General features: G+C 37.7%; 17 protein-coding genes. All 17 read right to left on the reverse strand.

Annotation, left to right across the window (positions count from 1 at the left end; translation table 11 throughout):
• Position 1: 1 nt before the first annotated feature.
• Complete coding sequence (cutC, locus tag H3T55_RS02770; RefSeq protein ID WP_225532800.1) at positions 2 to 2,542, reverse strand: choline trimethylamine-lyase; 2,541 nt, start codon at positions 2,540 to 2,542, stop codon at positions 2 to 4.
• Positions 2,543 to 2,566: 24 nt separating this feature from the next.
• A complete protein-coding gene (locus tag H3T55_RS02775) occupies positions 2,567 to 3,994 on the reverse strand; it encodes an aldehyde dehydrogenase family protein (protein WP_225532799.1) in 1,428 nt (475 codons plus the stop codon).
• Positions 3,995 to 4,318, reverse strand: a complete 324-nt coding sequence (locus H3T55_RS02780; RefSeq protein ID WP_225532798.1) for a BMC domain-containing protein — start codon at positions 4,316 to 4,318, stop codon at positions 3,995 to 3,997.
• 16 nt (positions 4,319 to 4,334) lie between these two features.
• On the reverse strand, positions 4,335 to 4,673 hold the full coding sequence (locus H3T55_RS02785; protein ID WP_225532797.1) for a BMC domain-containing protein: 339 nt from the start codon (positions 4,671 to 4,673) through the stop codon (positions 4,335 to 4,337).
• A gap of 221 nt (positions 4,674 to 4,894) precedes the next feature.
• The gene (locus H3T55_RS02790; protein WP_087639293.1) at positions 4,895 to 5,179 is read right to left on the reverse strand and encodes a hypothetical protein; all 285 of its coding nucleotides are present in this window, start codon (positions 5,177 to 5,179) and stop codon (positions 4,895 to 4,897) included.
• Positions 5,180 to 6,190, reverse strand: coding sequence for a DMT family transporter (locus H3T55_RS02795; protein ID WP_087639292.1), 1,011 nt, complete (start codon positions 6,188 to 6,190; stop codon positions 5,180 to 5,182).
• Positions 6,191 to 6,209: 19 nt separating this feature from the next.
• Complete coding sequence (locus tag H3T55_RS02800; RefSeq protein ID WP_225532796.1) at positions 6,210 to 6,494, reverse strand: BMC domain-containing protein; 285 nt, start codon at positions 6,492 to 6,494, stop codon at positions 6,210 to 6,212.
• A gap of 536 nt (positions 6,495 to 7,030) precedes the next feature.
• The gene (locus H3T55_RS02805; protein WP_225532795.1) at positions 7,031 to 7,891 is read right to left on the reverse strand and encodes a MerR family transcriptional regulator; all 861 of its coding nucleotides are present in this window, start codon (positions 7,889 to 7,891) and stop codon (positions 7,031 to 7,033) included.
• Between the two features lie 225 nt (positions 7,892 to 8,116).
• Positions 8,117 to 8,878 carry an alpha/beta fold hydrolase gene (locus tag H3T55_RS02810; protein WP_225532794.1) on the reverse strand — a complete coding sequence of 254 codons (762 nt, stop codon included), beginning with the start codon at positions 8,876 to 8,878 and terminating at the stop codon, positions 8,117 to 8,119.
• A 24-nt stretch (positions 8,879 to 8,902) separates the two neighbouring features.
• Positions 8,903 to 9,823, reverse strand: a complete 921-nt coding sequence (locus tag H3T55_RS02815) for a hypothetical protein (protein WP_225532793.1) — start codon at positions 9,821 to 9,823, stop codon at positions 8,903 to 8,905.
• Between the two features lie 325 nt (positions 9,824 to 10,148).
• A complete protein-coding gene (locus H3T55_RS02820; protein ID WP_087639288.1) occupies positions 10,149 to 10,577 on the reverse strand; it encodes a pyridoxamine 5'-phosphate oxidase family protein in 429 nt (142 codons plus the stop codon).
• Between the two features lie 178 nt (positions 10,578 to 10,755).
• Positions 10,756 to 11,019, reverse strand: coding sequence for a hypothetical protein (locus H3T55_RS02825; RefSeq protein ID WP_225532792.1), 264 nt, complete (start codon positions 11,017 to 11,019; stop codon positions 10,756 to 10,758).
• A complete protein-coding gene (locus H3T55_RS02830) occupies positions 11,012 to 11,386 on the reverse strand; it encodes a hypothetical protein (RefSeq protein ID WP_225532791.1) in 375 nt (124 codons plus the stop codon). The genes H3T55_RS02825 and H3T55_RS02830 overlap by 8 nt, the downstream gene beginning before the upstream one ends.
• A 1-nt stretch (position 11,387) precedes the next feature.
• On the reverse strand, positions 11,388 to 12,686 hold the full coding sequence (locus H3T55_RS02835) for a hypothetical protein (protein WP_225532790.1): 1,299 nt from the start codon (positions 12,684 to 12,686) through the stop codon (positions 11,388 to 11,390).
• Positions 12,679 to 13,431, reverse strand: coding sequence for a tandem-type lipoprotein (locus tag H3T55_RS02840; protein ID WP_225550084.1), 753 nt, complete (start codon positions 13,429 to 13,431; stop codon positions 12,679 to 12,681). Before H3T55_RS02840 ends, H3T55_RS02835 begins: the two co-directional genes overlap by 8 nt.
• 120 nt (positions 13,432 to 13,551) lie before the next feature.
• Positions 13,552 to 13,854, reverse strand: a complete 303-nt coding sequence (locus H3T55_RS02845) for a WXG100 family type VII secretion target (RefSeq protein ID WP_225532788.1) — start codon at positions 13,852 to 13,854, stop codon at positions 13,552 to 13,554.
• 414 nt (positions 13,855 to 14,268) lie between these two features.
• On the reverse strand, positions 14,269 to 14,418 hold the full coding sequence (gene rpmG, locus H3T55_RS02850; protein WP_002296119.1) for a 50S ribosomal protein L33: 150 nt from the start codon (positions 14,416 to 14,418) through the stop codon (positions 14,269 to 14,271).
• Positions 14,419 to 14,471 lie beyond the last annotated feature (53 nt).

Raw genomic sequence — 14,471 nt, forward strand, 5'->3', positions numbered from 1 at the left:
GTTAAAACTTGGTCAACATTGTCCGGCTGATGATTTCATCCTGTACATCCTGACATAATTCAACGAAGAAGGCACTGTAGCCTGCTACTCGAACGATCAAATCACGGTATTCTTCCGGATGCTTTTGTGCTTCCAACAATGTTTCATTATCTAAATAGTTAAACTGCATTTCACCATTGCCCAGAACACTAGCAGTCTTCAATAACGTGATCAAACTTTCTTCCCCTTCAGGTGTACTTAACAAACCTGACATGATCTTGAAGTTGTGGACCATCCCCATATTCATCGTATCGTTCGCCATTTTTGAGATCGATTTGATGATCGCTGTCGGTCCTTTGAAATCGGCTCCTTGCGTTGGGCTGATTCCATCTGATAATGGAATCCACGCTTTACGTCCATTGGCAGAAGCACCAGTCATTTGACCTAATGGGGTATTATTTGAGATCGATAATGTTCCGTGACACAATTCTGAATACAAGGTTTTGTATTGTCTGTGTTCTTTTTCTGTAAAATGAATCAAGTCTGCTGCGATCAAGTCAGCATAATCATCATCATTCCCATATTTAGGTGCATTTAAGCAGTCTGTACGAATTTGTTCGTAACCAACAAAATCAGCTTTCAATGCACGATTCAATTCTTCTAACGAATATTTTTTCTCATCGAAAACCAGTTTTTTGATGGCGGCCATTGAATCAGCGTAGGTTGCTAAGCCTGACCAGACAACTCCCGGACCAAAGTTATACATTGCTCCGCCACTTGAAACATCTTTTCCACTTTCCATACAGCCTTCATACATCAATGACATCAACGGTTTCGGTGCTAAATCACGATGTACTCGTTGCGTGATGACGGTCGCTACTGATGACCATTTCGTGATGTATTTGATTTGCTCTTTGACTGCATCTTCAAACTGTTCAAATGTTTTGAAATTCGCTAAGTCGCCTGTATCAGGACAAACTTTTTTACCATACCATAGCGGTACGCCTTTATTTAGAACTAGCTCGATACAAATCGGCCATTGCGTATAGGCAGTTGATGTCCATTGATATAAACGTCCAGATTTTTGCGGCTCTACACAGCCCATTAAACAATAATCTCGGGCATCTTCGATCGATACACCTTTAGCCAGCATCATTTTGATATGTGTATCATCAAAGTGACAAGCTGGAAACCCGATTCCTGCTCGAACAACATCAACGATTTTTTTCAAATATTCTCTCGGTGAACGATTATGGATTCGACAAGCCAAGGATGGTTGATAGACTTTGACATGGCGGACAGCATCCATCAATAAATAGGTCAACTCATTCGTCGCATCATGTCCTTCACGCGTCACCCCGCCGACACACATATTGACAAATGGCTGATAGCCAGCAAAGAATTTAGAACCGCCTTCGCTTGTGATCCACATCATTTCAGACATCTTGATCAGCATACAGCCTGCTAATTCAAAAGCTTCGAATTCATTCATTTTGCCTGTTGCTAAATCATTTTTGAAAAATGGATACATGTATTGATCCACGCGACCGATCGACATCCCTGTTTGATTTTCTTCAACGACTAATAATGATTCGATCGTCCAAACAGCCTGGATCGCTTCCCAAAAGGTTTCTGGTTTATGTGCAGGAACTTTTGCATTGACTTCAGAAATCTTTTGAAGCTCTGCTTTACGTTTAGGATCCGTTTCTCTTTGCGCCAACTGTGCAGCGTACTCCGACATTCTGCGTGCATAGATCATGACACCCTCTGCTGTATCGATGATAGACTTATAAAAATAAATTTTTTCGATATCTTCTGGGTTTTCATAATCCATTTTTTCAAGCTGCTCTTGCGCTTCTTTTTGAATATCCAGCATCCCTTTTTTCATCAAGATCACGTCATATCCTGGATTTGAGTCACCACCGCCATTTAATTGATGGTAGGAACAATCAGAGACAAAAGACTCTCCTGATAGTTCCCAAACTCCTGCTTCACGAAACTGATCTTCACAATATTCGTCGATCGATTTGCCTTTCCAGAACGGAAATAGTTCTTCTCTCATGATTTTCTTGTCTTCATCAGAAATGAAAAATGGATCTTGCGGACGGCTGGAAATCGTTTCGATTTCTTCTTCCATCCAACGCCATGCAATGTCTGGTGAAAATGAACCCGCACGAGGAGCACCATTAGGAGCACCAACGATCAGTTCATTGTCCTGGATCACTAAAGGTGCTGTTTCGCAGCAGCGTTTGAATGATTTTGCTCTTAAAATATTCTTAGGCATTCCCGGATTTTCTTTAGCGATCTCAGTGATCACTCTTGCTCTATGTGTAGTGATCGTAGGCACTTGCTTTAAGTAGTTTTCCTTTAGTGCCTCTAAACGAGGTGTAATGCCTGCTGGGATCGTCGTTTGACCAGCAGATGCAAATCCACCGCTCGTTGAGCTTGGAGTATTTAAGTCATCTGAAACGGTTGCAAACATCTTCATTAAAGCTGTTTGTTCTTCCGGACTTAATTCTTTTGTTGCTTCAGCTAATTTTGCTGAAAACTCTTTGATATCCATTTTATTCCCTCACTTTACGCCATTTTATTTTTCCAATATTTTCCTCAATACTTTTTCTAATAATTGTTTATCAACAGGTTCTGCTGTTACTGTTGACTCAGCGATCTGAATCGGATAACTGATTTGCCGTTTGTAAGTTAAATCAGCTGCTGTGATATTTTTAGCACTGATGCCTCGCCCTGTCGTAAACCCGCCTAAGATAACCGATAACGGCAAGTTAGAGTTCAGCCCAAGACTTGCAAATCCCGCTGGTGCATTGACAATCATTCGTCCGACAGGTTTTTTTAAAGCAAATTCATTTAAAATTGTCGTATTTTGGGAATGAATCGCTAAAGAGTGACCATGATTTTTCTCTTTCAATAGACGAATAGATTTTTCACAAGCATGGATCCAATCTGGTTCCAAATAAAAGGCTAAAACTGGACATTTCATTTCATTAGTAAACGGGTCTTCTTCATGAAGGTATTGTTGTTCCGAAACTAACACTTTGATTTGTGAGTCAACAGAGAAGCCAGCTTTTTGTGCTAACCAAAATGCACTTTTCCCAATGCACTCTGGATTGATCTGATTCTCTTTTGGCTGAAGTAGATGTAAAAGTTTAAGCTCTTCTTCTTTAGATAAAAAATGAGCACCTGATTGTTTCATCTTCGTTTTTACTTCTGAGGCGATCACACTTTCAGCAATCAAATATTGTTCTGCACCAGGTAATAAGCCGCCATCAAAAGAACGACTTTGAATAATCGCGTTCACAGCTGATTGGATCGCAGCTGAGCGTTCGATAAAAACAGGTGTTGCGCCCGAACTGCCATAAATAATTGGTTTTTGGTTGGTGGTCGCGTTTGTATATTTTGAATTTCCGATAACCAAAATCATCGCAGTATCTTGATGGTTCAACACTTCTTGTACACTATTTTCTGTCACTTTCTCTAAACAAGTTAAACAGCCTTTTGGTAAACCGTTTGATTCACAAATTTGCTTCACTTTTCTGACGATCTGATACGTTGTCTTACATGCATTCGAATGAGGAATCACCACTAGTGCATTTCCTGATTTAATACCGATGATCAAACTATATAATGTATTTAATACAACATTTTCATTTGATAAAATGACAGGAATCACACCGACTGGTACACCCACTTGTAAAATATTCCCCGCAGAATCTTTCGCAAGTGCTCCAATACATTGTTGTTTTGGCAAATCTTCAGTCAACGCTTCTAGAAATTGATTGATCAATGCTTCCTTATCTTTTGAATTACCTAACTTTGTTTCATTCATTTCAGATGCTACGAACTTACTGATTTCAGGTTTTATTTGTTCCAGTAACTGTTTGAGGATTTGATCAAAATGCTTTTGTCCGTAATCTTTGATCAAATAATGTGCATCTCTGGCTGTTTCCACTAAAATTCGCGCTTCTTGTATCGATAACAGATCCTTATCTATTTGCTGCATCTAAACTGCATCTCCCTCCTCTTCAGTTAGAAGGTTATTTAGCTGATAACGGTTGATTATTTTATTCAAATCGATATGCGGACCAGCGATCACAACTGAGCTGTACACCTCCGCACCTAAGTTTTCTACTGCTTTGATCCCAGCATCAACAGCAGATCGGCAAGCAGCTACATCTCCTTGCACAATGACTGAAATATAACCGGATGCGACATTCTCATAACCAACTAATTCAACATCCGCCGCTTTACACATCGCATCACACGCTTCTAAGACAAACACTAAGCCAAAAGTTTCAATGGCTCCAATCGCTTCAAAGGTTTTCATTTATTTCCCCCTTAATCTACACATCTATTGCATGGACAGAAACAATTTCCCCAACAGACGGAATCGGTCTTGGCATCACATTTTGCGCAGTCAAAGTGCCGATCGCTTCAGCTGCCCGAGCACCTGCTGAAACCGAAGCTTCAACAGCAGCAACATCCCCTTTGACCATGATCGTAACTAAAGTAGAACCAATATTTTCATAGGAAACCAGCTCAACATCTGCTGCTTTCAACATTTCATCACACGCTTTCAACGCTGGAACCAAACCAACAGTCTCAATAAGCCCCAACGCCTCTTCACCACGATAAACCAAATACAATCCCCCATTTCTAAACTGAAAGCTGAATGGGCTCATTCAGCTCTGACCGAAAAATAGAAAAATTTGATTGTGACTCTCTTTGTCACAAACCAATTTTCTCTTTTTTCCGAAGAGCTAGCCCATGAAGCTGAACAATCAAAGAGCCAAGCTGACTCAATAATTTCAAAAGAAAATAGTAAATCCCAACTGAGACGCCTTTGGCTCATTCACAATTCACATTCTCTCAGAGAAATTTCTCTACATAACAAGCTAAATCATTACATCACTCTATATACTTTATCTACATATTTCTCAACTGTCGTTCGGCCTTCCTCTGTGATCGTATACGACATAATCAATTCTTCTTGATCATCTAAACAATAATTCGTCAATTCAACTAGACCATTGGCTTCTAAAGCCATTAAATGCTCTAAATATAATTTCTCATTGAATTGCTTCTCATGCCCATACTGAGGTTTCAATTCCTCCATGATCTTTTTTACGTCTAATTCTCGTTGATCATACATTTGATTCAGTACAGCTGTCCGGCTAGGTAAAAGCATTTACGCTTCCCCCTTTCTAAAGAAGTCCAACGGATTCATCGTAACTAAAATCGCTCCGATCACGATTACGATCGAACCGATGACCATGGTCGGTGTAACTGTTTGACCTAAGAAGATCACACTGAAGATCACACCCCAAAACGCATACGTTACATTCAGCGACATCCCAACAGCAGTCCCCACCATCGCATTCGCTTTATACCAGGTCAAGAAAGAAATTCCTGCGCTTAGTCCAGATAATAACAACCACATCACTGGTGTCCCAGCAGCTAACGTTTTAAATAATAAGCCTACACCACCAACAAACGGCAAAACCAAAATCATCACGAATAAACCAGATACTAATTCACGTAAGTTGACTGCTACATCTGTATCGATCATCGCACCGCCGAAACTTGAAAAGACTCCTTCTAAGCCCCAAGAAACAGCTGCAATCAACGCACAGATAATTCCTAATGTAAAATTCGGTGCGCCTTCTGGTTTGACCATATTGATCACGATCGCCCCCATCACACAAACCACCATTCCCAAAACAATTCTTGCTGTTGGCTTCTGCTTTAAGAAAATCCATGAGAACAATGCGCCGAACAAACTACAGGTAGCAGAAATTGGGATCGCATAAGCGCCAGCCATTGCTAAACCAACAAGATAAGCCCCATTTGCGATCGGCCCGCCTAATAAGAACCCGATCACAAGCATTTTTCCCGGCTTTGTTTTTACCATGCGAATGATTTCCTTTAATCGTCCATGCTTTGCGTTATAAAATAAAAGAAAAATACCAGCAAAAAAATCATTTAACCCTGAACAAACAAATGGCGCAGCTAAAAATCCTGCAGCACTGATCAGCGGATCATAACCACTGGCAACTACAACTAAAGTAGAGTAGATCCCATAAGTGATCCCTGAAACAAGCCCGTTCGTAATCCCCTTGACTTGAAATCCTTTGCTAACTTCTTTCATTTTTAGATCTGCATTTGAACTTGCACTCAGAATACTTTTTTCACTATTCATTGACGTTTCCCCTAACTATTTATTTGACTTTATTTGCTGGCAAAATATTTTCCACTTCACCATGCGGACGTGGAATCACATGAACGGATAAAAGTTCTCCTACACGTTCAGCAGCACTTGCGCCAGCATCAGTCGCTGCTTTCACTGCGCCAACATCTCCGCGCACCATCACAGTAACAATTCCGCCTCCAACAAATTCTTTTCCGATCAAAGAAACATTTGCTGCTTTGACCATCGCATCTGCTGCTTCGATCGATCCGATTAATCCTTTTGTTTCTACCATTCCTAATGCATCATATTTCATCGTTTATTCCTCCTAAAATAGTTACCGTAAAACGGTTTCATTTCTTCTATCACTCACTTTACAGTCTTACCTTAAGGGAGCAGTCAAGAAGATTTTTTTTCTGAAACACATCTTTTACCGGGTAATACAGCTTTCCCTTCTCAATTATCCTGTATAAATGAGAATCTACTCCTGTTATAGTACGCAAAATATAATGGAATTCGTGTTTTATAACAATCAAATGATTAGATTGATTTTACTTATCGAAAAAGAACAACTCTTTTGCGTTGATACAGAATTTGTTGTTTTTTTCACATGATCGATTTTTGAGCAAATCTATCTTGCTCATTTTTTCACTTTCAAAGAGGAAGCACAATCTAAAAATAACGTAAAAAGCAAAAGAAAACTTTAATAAAACAATTCCCAATATACTTTTTATAACAATAAAAAAAGGTTGCCCTTAAGGGCAACCTTCAATAATTATTTCTTTGCTAAGTAAAATCGACTTCCATGAACTCTGTTAGTTACAAAATCCATACAAGCCGATTTACACAACCCTATTTTCTATTTTTTTCCGCTGGAATCAATAGTTCGATCACAAAATTATCAACATTCATGGTAGACCAATAATCGATCACATAACGTTCATACACCTCATCTGAGCATTGATAATCATGTTCCTTTGCCCATAACAGCATCTTTTTATATTGCTGACAAATCTCAGCCGGATCCCCTAAATAATAACTGGATAAAAACATCTGCCCACCAAAAAAAGTCATCGGCATCTCACTATTTGCAATACTGACAGGTTTTTGCATCACATTCATTTTACGGGACTTACAGGCCATCTTCTCCTCACAGTTCTCAAAGTGAAGAATCACAGGACCCGTAATTTCACAATCCTGCTCCTCTAAATAATTGACCCAAGGAATATTGATCACCGCATCCATATAGTTATAACAAAAATCCTGTTCCATAAATACATAGCTTTCACGGTCTAAATATTTCACATTGACATTTTGCAGCTGATTTTCAATTGCGATTGATCCTTCTCTCAACAAACCGATCCAGTCTGAGACAGCTGTATAACTATTACGAATACGCTGTTCTTCTCGTTTTAACTCAGACAGCTTCGTTAGAAAATTCGTCTCTTGATAAAAATAGTCTCCAGTGTTCTGCACATTACCCATTTCCTGTAACTTAAAGCCCATCTGCTTGTAATACTTGATGACAGGAATCAAATTCATAGTCTTTTCCGTATAATAACGGTAGCCATTTTCTAAACTAACATGATCTGGCGTCAATAAGCCCAATTGTTCATAGAAACGCAATGTTTTGCGGGAAACATTACAAATCTTTGCTACCTCACCAATCGAGTACATTTGATTTACATTCGTACAGTTTTCCATTTTATTCATTTGCCTATCTCCAATAAACGCAACCCCTTACATTATTCATAATACGCGAAAGTTTGTCAAGAGCGATTCTAAGAAATGAACTTCATTTTCCATTATTAACGCATATTTTCAATGAATTAAAATGAGCTATTTTAAAAAGTGCGGAACAAAACGAATGATCGATTTTGTTCCACACACTAAATCTGAACAGGCTGCTTCTTGCTACTCAGAGCAAAATACTTTGCTTTAGTCTCTTAAATTCTCTTCAAACCATTCTGCCACAACATCCATCATTTCACCTTTCACTAGATGACCTTCTCCTTCGCCAGTCATAAAACGACTGTTTCGAGCATAAGCTTCATCTGAAATCAGCTGATAAAAGTCTGCCATATCTTCATATGGAATTTTAGGATCTTTCGTACCATGCCAGAACAAAACAGGACGTTCTGCTATTTTTTCAGGTGCTTTTGATAGGTCATAATGTGTGACCCAACTTTGCAGTAACGGCAAATCTTTAGGTACAAAATAATTCATTTCAGCTGCCCGTTCCATTACCCGTTCGATGTAGCGTAAGGGGGCTGGCGTTCCCATCATACAGGCTGCCGTATTGATTTCCGGATGCTGAGTTAGTAAAGCACATGTCGTGATCCCGCCCATCGAAACACCCCCCACACCTATTTTATTATTTTCGATCAGCTCAAGCTTTTCAAAATGACGAATCAGTTGTGAAAACTCTATGATATTGTATTGGATGCTAGACCAAAATGTCACAGACGGAATCGGTGACACAGGACCTGTTTTACGTTCACCATGATTCATAGCATCTGGTAAAATCACCCGCATCCCTTTTCTCGCTAATTTTCGTGCTTGAGTCAATGATAATTCCTTAGCCGACTGCCAGCCATGATAGTAGACGACCAAAGGCAAAGCTTTGTTTTTTTCTTCTTCTGAAACAACTTCAAGTACAGGAATTTTTTTGATATAGCGATGTCGAATACTGATTTTCACTCTTATCACTCCTTCATCGATGATTCAACGAAACTGCTTTTTCCTCAGTCTGCGTCTTTTTCTTCTCTTTAGAATAACTCTTAAACGCAACAATATCAAAATTGCTGCAAATAGCCCCAATAGCCATTTTAACATCAATAATGCGACTGCCGCTATTTTATTCGCACGCACTGGCGTCTTATAGCTGTTTTCTATCTCTTGTAATTTTTTTTGCGGAATTTGATATGTCGTCCGCCCTTCTTTTAAAATATCGAGGGCATTCGCATAGTTTCCTAAACCATCACTGGCTCTTAGATACATTTTACCTGGCTGACCCTCTCGGTGTAGATCAATCGTAAATTTTCCATTGTTTTCTACAACAACTTCCTGATAATGATACTCATCATGATCTGTATAAAACAGCTCTACTTGATAGGTACTTTTAGAAGCAAACATTTTTATCTCTCCAGATATCTTTGTTTTTTCCTTATCAAAATCGATGCTAGAAAAAAAAGCCGTTGGCTGATCACTACTCACCACATAGGGAACATTTTTATAGTGATAGATTTCATCATCCTCTGAAATGATATATAAATCTGTTGTAAAAATACCTAGTTTATCCGTTCGAACGGGATTCTTTTCATAGTAGATTTGTTTGACTTTGAGCTTATCTCTATAATAAATCGTCTCTACAAATCCAGCATAAACATTGGCTGGACTATTTAGTACAAAATTTGCAAAATACTGATATGGTCTTTTTTCAAATGGAAATGTTAAATATGTCTCTCCTTTTTTCTTTTTGATTTTTGTTGTCTTACCATTGAGTACTTGTTTTCGCATATATTTCCTCGACAGCTCATTCGACGAATCAAACTTGCTTTCAGAAGAGTCCGTTACGTCTTCTGCATAAGAAATACTAGGAAAAAAAAGTACCCATAAACTAATGATAACAATCAATTTTTTCATAGAAACTCCTCCAACACCTTTGTACCTACCCTTTGAGATGAACGTTCATTTAATGACATCCTTACATTCCTTATTAAATAACAGTTGTCCCTCTAATTAGAGTATAAAGAATTTACAGCGTAAAGCAATGGATATTTGATGTTTTTAAAGTAAATATAGGAAAATAAGAAACAGTTTGACTTCTTAAACTTAATCTAATAGTATAAAAAAATGCACAAAACCTCTTTCCAGAGATTTCATGCACTCATGAACTATTTTCAGTTTGTGAATAACTTTTGCTCAATAAAAATCGTCAGCTGTAAATCATTTTGATTTAGCTCATCCTTCAATGATCATCAAAATCATCCACATCTTTCCAAAAGGTTTTTGTTTGAGAATGAACCTTAACAGTATAGACTTCAAAAGAAAGAACGACTGGATTCTCATGATTCAACTCTTTTTGATAGTGATTCAAACGATCTTTGAGTAGTTTGAATTCTTCGATGTCCTCAACGCTGAAAATCCCTTTTAACAAAACACTTTCATGCCTGGCTTCATCAAAGCAACAAACATTGCCTTTTTTATTATGCAGAATATTTTCCACTGTTTGACCATTACCATTTACATAAAATTTAAGATTGTAAAAACTCGCTCTAATGATGGGTTTTGACACTACGATCGTATTTGGAAATCCGTTCCGATCATTTGTGGACAGCAAAAATGAGTCACACGTTGCCAATAATTCTTTTGCATGTTCGATTATTTGTTTATCCATATGCTTCACCTTTACATTCTTTTCTAAAATATAACATGAAATGGCAAATAGAAATAATGATATGATGAAGAATGGAGGAAATTTATAATTAAACATAAAAAAGACCCTGTTTCCATTATTCATGGTACACAGCCATTCATTTCAAATCAAGACTCTTATTTTAAAACATTAAGTATAGTTATTGTTCAAACCCTTTGGCAGTTTCTTTAAATGATTGCTGAGCTGTCTTAACCCATTGTCCTTTTGCGGTAGCATTAAATTTCTCTATATAGGCACTACTATCCGCCTGTATTTCATCAAATGCTACTGTTTCCATTTGCTTCGTGATTAATTTTGCATTTTCAGAGATCGTGACATGCTGACTAGCCGTAACTGTGCGAATAATCGTTTTTTGTAGCTTTTTCTGAATCTCTTTAAATGCTTTACCGACACCATCAAGCATCTGCCTCACTCCTCTCTTTTTGACAAGCAATTATTTTCTCTTCATAGTCAAGTGTTTGTTTTTTATGCTCGAAAGCAATTTCTTCTTGCTTATCTTCTAGCAATCGTTCTTGCTCTTTCGCCAAAAAAAGACCTTCTTCCTGTGCCTCATCAATGAGATGATACACCTGAGATAATTCTATCGGAGCTTGTTCCTCATGTCTTCCTAGCGTATAACGAACCGCATTACCTGTCTCTTCCATCTCTCGAATGAAACGTTGTTTTTCTTGAAAAAGTTGGTCAAATTGATCCGAAATCTTTCTATTTTCTCGGATAAAATCGTCCTGTACCTGCTCTAATTCTCTTCTGTATTGTTTTTCTTGTTCCATCTTAATTCATCCCCACCAGTTGCGCCAAGCTTTTATCTGCCTGTATTTGTTCGTCTATTGCTTGTTTAGTCTGTTCAATCAATTGATCGTACTTCTCTTCATGGGCGGTTAATTTCGCAAGGGATGATTCAAGTTCTGCCTTAGGTTGGTGGCGTATACATTCTTCAGTTGCCCTACCTTGGTTTAAGCTCTCTAATTGCTCCCCACTAGAAAGAACAAAACCCACCGTCCCCGCATCAGATAAAGTATCTATCCAGTGTCTGTCTTTATCCGACATTGCTTGCTTATATGCTACTTTTAACCCATCTATAGTTGTTTGTAGGGTTGCTTTCATGCCACGCGTTAGCGCCAATGCTTCGGAAGCATCTAAATAAATTTCTTGTGAAGAAGTCAAACGTCCGCCACCTTGTTTTAGAAATTTCTTTTTCAAATTTGAGAGCTCCTTTAGTTTCTGCCTCGTAGAAGCTTCTGCCATTTGTTGACCAATAATTTTATTTACTGTTGTATATTTTCCTAAAGATGAGCGAATAAACTGTTGTTCTTTGTCTGTCAAGAAGCCTGTAATCGAATGCCCTTTCCCATTAGGGATCGTTACCCGTTGCCCAAAATAATATGCTTTACCAAGATCAGACAACCCCGTCAACATATCTTTACTAGAAGCAATATGGATCACGTTTCCTTTATAATCAAAGAAGCGTTGCTTCATATCTGCCGCAGAAAACGCTCGCTCGCCTAATTTCCACATTGGGCTATTAAAAGTTGTTAGTAATTGTAAATAATCATGTGAAACAGGAGCGGGGTTATAGGTCACAATATTCGGAATATCATTTCCCACACCTAAAATAACGCTATCTCTTCCGCCTTTTGAATGCCCTGTGATCGTACCTACGGGGTATTTTTCTTGCAATTTATTGATAAAATCATTTCCAGATGCAAAATAATTAGAAGATGGGTTTGACCCATTGAATGCGATTGATGCATCGGCAAGATAATCTTTCATAGAATCGATCGTTCCATTGTCGGCATTCGTTCCTGCTATACCAACGGTAACAATGCCTGTATTACGATCTCTAAAAGCAACACCGCTTAGACTTGTGTTTTTATTTAAAAATGAGTCCACGTATTCGAGGTTTTCTGGAAATTTCCCTTTATCTTGGAACACCTCTATCTGACCTTTTATTTGTCTGTTGCTCAGTCCTGCCTGTTTCGCATTCTCTACCTCATAAGCAATGGTTGAGATAGCGCTAGTTGTTTCCGAATTTTGCTTAAGTCCTTTATCTTTTAATTGATAATCACTCATTTATTATATCCTCCTCGTTTGATCGCTGGTAGTCAATGGAATCGGTAAAATACACAGGCGGTTTTTTTGTAAATTGAAATGTCAATTCTTTCGAGCCCACAGAAGATCCTTCTAAGCTACCTCGCCCACTCAATACCAAAGTTGGTGCTTCTTTGGTAGGAATGTCATATCTTTTTCTTAGCTCTTTTACATTCTTATCGTCATTTGTTAATTGATATTCAAGGTTGTACATAGGAACTTCTGGGTTGTACATTTTTTTAATATTTTTATAGCTATCTAACTTATCAAACACCCCATATTGTACAAAAAATTGGAAGTTCAATATTTTCTCTTTTAATTCAGGGTCAGATACCTCTTTTGTTAAGTGAAACCCCTTTTCATCATAAGTCACTGGGAACTCTTCTTTTGTATCTTTCTCTATATCATCTTCTGTGTAACTTCTTACATAATAGAAACCCTTTGCAGTTCGAGTATTTCGATTCATTCGCAATACTATACCTTCGTTAACTAATGGCGCATCATCGTTTTTAGTAATTCCCATTGAAGAACTTAGAACCCATACTCCCTTATCATCTTTGTCAAATTCATCATCCCTGTAGCCCTCCATGTCATAAAAGTCCAGTAAATTCTTTGTCGGATAAATAGACAACTCTTTTTCAAAACTCTGTTCTAATTCAGCTTGATCTTTTGTTTCACAACCACTCAATACACCTATCATGAATATTCCTCCTATTATGCCTAGCATTATTTTTTTCTTGTTCAACGTTATGACCTCCAGTCTATGTACACAAGATAAGCAACTGAGTTTTACCTGCTTTGCTTATTCTAGAGAAAAACAGGAACTTTACAGCTCCTGTTTATCCTTTTATAGCCCTCTGCCAATTGCAGAAGAGATATTTTGATCTGTTTCTTCCATGATCTGGGCAACCTCGTTTAATTGCTTGTTGATTTGTTCCAACAATTCTGCAAACTCACTCACTTTTGGTTTTAACGCTGTGAATTGATCGTTGAAACTATCAAAACCTGATCCTTCCCAGTTTCCTTGGATTGTATCTTGTTCTGTTTGTAACTTCCGTAAAATGTCGTTCACTTGGTTTGAACCATCCGTATATTTAGTTGCTGAGGTTCTTAGTTCTTGTGGTGATAATTTAATGCGATCTCCTGCCATAGTTCATTATCCCCTTTTTGTTCGAAATGGATTACCATAATAGTTTAACATATCGTGCAGAATATTTTCATCAAATTATTTACTAATCTCGATAATTTTTGATAAAAAACGGTCATACTGTGATGAATAGTTAAACAAAAAAGGTTATACGTGCCGTGAAAGGATTCTATTTAATTGTATTTGCTTTATATGCTTTTTAAAGCTGTAGTCAAGCATAAGAACTGCTTGAACATAGTTCCATTACAGAAATAATGGATATCTATACCTATTTGACTAATAAAACAAAGTAAGAAACTGTTAAAAAATTAATTAGATTTGCTAATTTTTAGCTGATGGTATTCAAAACTATTTATAAACAAACAAAAAACGCTCAATCCCTTATCTGACAAAGGATTGAGCGTATAATTTAAAATCTTATTTAGTTTCACGGTGTAAAGTAACTTTTCTTTCACGTGGGCAATATTTTTGTTTTTCCAAACGATCAGGATTGTTACGTTTATTTTTGCTTGTAAGGTAGTTACGTTCTTTACAAGAAGTACATTCTAAAGTGATGTTTACGCGCATGTGTTTTCCCTCCTATATCTAATTTCGTATTCCTAAGATATTTCTTAGCCTCA

The organism is Enterococcus sp. S22(2020) (assembly GCF_020295385.1).
Lineage (GTDB): Bacteria > Bacillota > Bacilli > Lactobacillales > Enterococcaceae > Enterococcus_L > Enterococcus_L dunnyi.

Coding starts and splice junctions, on each gene's coding strand:
- H3T55_RS02805 (WP_225532795.1), bottom strand. CDS start 7,891: ATGAATAAAATGGAAAACTGTACGAATGTAAATCAAATGTACTCGATT.
- H3T55_RS02845 (WP_225532788.1), bottom strand. CDS start 13,854: ATGGCAGGAGATCGCATTAAATTATCACCACAAGAACTAAGAACCTCA.
- H3T55_RS02800 (WP_225532796.1), bottom strand. CDS start 6,494: ATGAAATATGATGCATTAGGAATGGTAGAAACAAAAGGATTAATCGGA.
- H3T55_RS02840 (WP_225550084.1), bottom strand. CDS start 13,431: ATGCTAGGCATAATAGGAGGAATATTCATGATAGGTGTATTGAGTGGT.
- H3T55_RS02790 (WP_087639293.1), bottom strand. CDS start 5,179: ATGCTTTTACCTAGCCGGACAGCTGTACTGAATCAAATGTATGATCAA.
- H3T55_RS02785 (WP_225532797.1), bottom strand. CDS start 4,673: ATGAGCCCATTCAGCTTTCAGTTTAGAAATGGGGGATTGTATTTGGTT.
- H3T55_RS02795 (WP_087639292.1), bottom strand. CDS start 6,190: ATGAATAGTGAAAAAAGTATTCTGAGTGCAAGTTCAAATGCAGATCTA.
- H3T55_RS02775 (WP_225532799.1), bottom strand. CDS start 3,994: ATGCAGCAAATAGATAAGGATCTGTTATCGATACAAGAAGCGCGAATT.
- H3T55_RS02830 (WP_225532791.1), bottom strand. CDS start 11,386: ATGGAACAAGAAAAACAATACAGAAGAGAATTAGAGCAGGTACAGGAC.
- H3T55_RS02825 (WP_225532792.1), bottom strand. CDS start 11,019: ATGCTTGATGGTGTCGGTAAAGCATTTAAAGAGATTCAGAAAAAGCTA.
- H3T55_RS02780 (WP_225532798.1), bottom strand. CDS start 4,318: ATGAAAACCTTTGAAGCGATTGGAGCCATTGAAACTTTTGGCTTAGTG.
- H3T55_RS02835 (WP_225532790.1), bottom strand. CDS start 12,686: ATGAGTGATTATCAATTAAAAGATAAAGGACTTAAGCAAAATTCGGAA.
- cutC (WP_225532800.1), bottom strand. CDS start 2,542: ATGGATATCAAAGAGTTTTCAGCAAAATTAGCTGAAGCAACAAAAGAA.
- H3T55_RS02820 (WP_087639288.1), bottom strand. CDS start 10,577: ATGGATAAACAAATAATCGAACATGCAAAAGAATTATTGGCAACGTGT.
- rpmG (WP_002296119.1), bottom strand. CDS start 14,418: ATGCGCGTAAACATCACTTTAGAATGTACTTCTTGTAAAGAACGTAAC.
- H3T55_RS02815 (WP_225532793.1), bottom strand. CDS start 9,823: ATGAAAAAATTGATTGTTATCATTAGTTTATGGGTACTTTTTTTTCCT.